This is a genomic window from Streptomyces sp. NPDC051555 (genome assembly GCF_044454405.1).
Taxonomy (GTDB): Bacteria; Actinomycetota; Actinomycetes; order Streptomycetales; family Streptomycetaceae; genus Streptomyces.
In genome coordinates, this window is the sequence record NZ_JBITDP010000089.1 from 1 (window position 1) to 3343 (window position 3343).

Consider the following 3343-nt stretch of genomic DNA (forward strand, 5'->3'; position numbering starts at 1 on the left):
CGCCACCGGTCACCCGTCCTTCGTGATGTCGAACTCCTTCGCGGACCAGACCCTGGCCCAGATCGAGCTCTTCACCAAGCCCGAGGAGTACCCGACCGGCGTCTACGTGCTGCCCAAGCACCTGGACGAGAAGGTCGCCCGCCTCCACCTGGCCGCCCTCGGTGTCAGGCTCACCACCCTGCGCCCGGAGCAGGCTTCCTACATCGGTGTGGACGTGGCCGGCCCGTACAAGCCGGACCACTACCGCTACTGATCCCTCCGGATCGGCGGCACCACCACCGCACGATGGACAGGCCCCCGGCAGCGACACGGCCGGGGGCCTGCCCCGTACCCAGCCTGAAAGTTGAGCCATGCCGCGCGGCCGCTACTCGCTCCACGACACGCACGACCACACCCCGCTCGGCGAGGAGCACTTCCACTGCGCGCCCGGGCCCTCCGGCTGGCGGTACGTCGCCCAGCTCACCACCCCGGACGGCGGCCACCGGGGCTCCGTCGACCTGGCCGTCGACGAGCTCGGGCGCCCGATCCGGATGGAGATCAACGCGTCCAGCTGGCAGGTGCGGGGCGCCGCGATCGACGGGGTCACCTGGGTCCGCACCGACCCCACCGGCGCCGAAGCCACCGAGGGCAACGTCCGCGCCTCGGGGTTCACCGGAACCTCGCCGGCCTTCCTCGTCTCCACGGCCCGCCTGCTGCACCTCGCGCCGGGCGACCCGGCGACCCGGGTCCGCCTGGTGGCCCTGACCGACCCGGTGCTCGCGCCCCGCACGGTCGACCAGGCCTGGCAGCTGACCGAGCGCGCCGAACACGCCACCGACAGCGGCCCGCTGCTGGTGGACACGTACCGGATCAGCGCGCTGGACACCGGCGAGGTGCACACGGTCCACCTCGCCGGCGACGTGGTCCTCTCGGCCCCCGGCATCGAACTGGAACACCTGGAGAGCCCGCCCTCGACCTTCGCGGACCACACCTGAGCCGCCGGCGTTTGAGGCGCCCCCGGAGGGAGAGCCGGGAACGGCCCCCTACCCCGGCGGCGCGAACCCGCCGGAACGGGGCTCCCGTGCCACGACCGGAGCAGCGGGCGCGGCGGGCACCACGGGCGCGGCGGGAGCCACGGGCCCGGGAGCTCCGTACGCCACCGGCCCACCCCCGAACATCCGTGCCGCGTCGCGCGACTGCCGCTCGTGCACCACGGCCGCCAGGTACGCCGCGGCCGGCACCCCCGGGGGCGGGGGCGTCCCCGTACGGGCCACCAGGTCATCGGCCAAGCGCACCGCCATCGCCGCGCCCACCTGCTGATCGAGCTGTCCCATCCGGGTCAGGTACTGGCGGATCGCCAGCCACAGCGGGTCCGGTACGCCCGACAGGTCCAGCCCGGTGAACCGCCCGGCCAGCCCCGGCGGCGGAGGCGGCACCGGCACCACCCGGGCCCCCGGCACCCGCTCGCGGACCACCAGCGTCCCCGCGAAGACGTCACCGAGCCGCCGGCCCCGCTCCGACACCAGCGAAGCGATGCAGGCCACGATCCCCGAGGTACCCAGCAGCTCCACCGCGCCCATCGCCCCGCGCACCAGCGCGTGCCGGAAGCGGATCGGCCCGCCGTCGTCGCGCACCACCCGCAGCCCGAAGGCGAGCTTCCCGAGCGAACGCCCGTGGCTGAGCGTCTCGACCGCGATCGGCGCGCCGACCATGAACAGCAGGAAGCTCCCGACCGTGACCGCCGCGAAGGCGGCGCTGTCCAGTGAGCCGATGGCGAAGATCAGGCCGATGTTGATCACCTGATAGCCGACGAAGTACACGATCAGGTCGAGGACGAACGCCACCCCCCGGCTCGGCAGCCTCGCCGGCCTCAGTCCCAGGACGACCGCGTCCCCCGTCACCAGATCGCTCACCGCTGCACACCCTTCACGTGACCTGCCCCGCCCCTTGTTCATCAAGTCTGCCAAGCTGACCACAGTAGGAACAGGGAACCTGGGGCAGGGGAGCGGTAACCGGATGGATCTCGATGTCTTCGTGGCCGCGCACCGCGCGGAGTGGGACCGCCTGGAGACGCTCCTGCGCCGCGGCCGCCGCCTCACCGGAGCCGAGGTCGACGAGCTCGTCGCGCTCTACCAGCGGACCTCGACCCACCTCTCCCTGATCCAGTCGAGCGCGCCCGACCCGATGCTCACGGGCCGCCTCACCCAGCTCGTCGCCCGCGCCCGCGCGACGGTGACCGGCGCCCGCCGCGCCGGCTGGCGCGACGTCGCCCGCTTCTTCACCGCCGGATTCCCGGCCGCCGTCTACCGCAGCCGCCGCTGGTGGATACCCACCGCGGTGCTGTCGACCGCCCTGGCCGCGCTCATCGGCTGGTGGATAGCCGTCCACCCCGAGGTCCAGGCCACCATCGGTGCGCCGCAGGACCTGCGGGAGATGACCCGCCCCGGCGGGCAGTACGAGACGTACTACTCCAGCCACCCCGCGGCCTCGTTCGCCGCCCAGGTCTGGACGAACAACGCCCAGGCCGTCGCGATCTGCCTGGTCTTCGGCGCCTTCCTCGGTCTCCCGGTGCTCTGGATCCTCTTCCAGAACATGCTCAACCTCGGGATCGGCATCGGCCTGATGGCCTCGGCCGGCCGCCTCGACGTCTTCCTCGGCCTGATCCTCCCGCACGGCCTGCTCGAACTGACCGCCGTCTTCGTCGCCGCCGGTACGGGCCTGCGCCTGGGCTGGACGGTCATCGACCCGGGCCCCCGCACCCGCCGCGAAGCCCTCGCCGAACAGGGCCGCTCGGCCCTCGGCATGGCCATCGGCCTCGCCGCGGTCCTCTTCGTGGCGGGCACGCTCGAAGGGTTCGTCACCCCCTCCGGCCTGCCCACATGGGCCCGCATCGGCATCGGGGTCGTGGTGGAGGCGCTGTTCCTGCTGTACGTGTACGTCCTCGGCGGCCGCGCCGCCCGCGCGGGCGAGGTCGGCGACGTCGAAGCGGCCGACCAGAGCGCGACCCTCCCGACCGCTGCCTGATGTGCGGACCGGGCAGCTGAGCTGCTAGTCTCCTCGTCGTCCCGCAAACACCGTTGACACGGTGCCAGCGGGGAGGTAGATTCGAACGGTTGCCTCGAACTGGACAAGTTCGGCAGCGATGGTTTAAAGTCTTTCTCGCCCCCCTCAAGGAATTCAATTTCCATGCACGGGGCACAGCCAACTCCTTTTCAGGATGTGAACGCCGGGAAAACCGGTGGAAAACTTCTGATAGAGTCGGAATCGCGGGAAAGGGAAACGCGAAAGCGAAGAACTGGAAAGCGAAAAGCAAGATCCCGCTTCGACCGGGAATCGGACACGAAAGAGTCTGATAGAGTCGGAA

At 71.5% G+C, this 3343-nt stretch carries 4 protein-coding genes; 3 read left to right on the plus strand and 1 reads right to left on the minus strand.

Annotated elements, in window-relative coordinates; genetic code table 11:
• Together ACIBEA_RS44295 and ACIBEA_RS44300 are read left to right on the plus strand one after the other, a co-directional pair.
• The coding region (locus tag ACIBEA_RS44295; RefSeq protein WP_399270207.1) for an adenosylhomocysteinase at window positions 1–253 on the plus strand (253 nt) is incomplete at its 5' end.
• A gap of 97 nt (window positions 254–350) precedes the next feature.
• Complete coding sequence (locus tag ACIBEA_RS44300; protein WP_399270209.1) at window positions 351–974, plus strand: hypothetical protein; 624 nt, start codon at window positions 351–353, stop codon at window positions 972–974.
• Between the two features lie 48 nt (window positions 975–1022).
• Here ACIBEA_RS44300 and ACIBEA_RS44305 read toward each other — a convergent pair whose 3' ends face one another.
• Window positions 1023–1892, minus strand: coding sequence for an RDD family protein (locus tag ACIBEA_RS44305; RefSeq protein ID WP_399270211.1), 870 nt, complete (start codon window positions 1890–1892; stop codon window positions 1023–1025).
• Between the two features lie 103 nt (window positions 1893–1995).
• On the opposite strand from ACIBEA_RS44305, the gene ACIBEA_RS44310 reads away from it, so the two are divergent.
• On the plus strand, window positions 1996–3003 hold the full coding sequence (locus ACIBEA_RS44310) for a stage II sporulation protein M (protein ID WP_399270213.1): 1008 nt from the start codon (window positions 1996–1998) through the stop codon (window positions 3001–3003).
• Window positions 3004–3343 lie beyond the last annotated feature (340 nt).

What these genes read in the sequence shown, in the direction of transcription:
- ACIBEA_RS44310 (WP_399270213.1), top strand. Translation starts at nt 1,996, where the DNA reads ATGGATCTCGATGTCTTCGTGGCCGCGCACCGCGCGGAGTGGGACCGC.
- ACIBEA_RS44300 (WP_399270209.1), top strand. Translation starts at nt 351, where the DNA reads ATGCCGCGCGGCCGCTACTCGCTCCACGACACGCACGACCACACCCCG.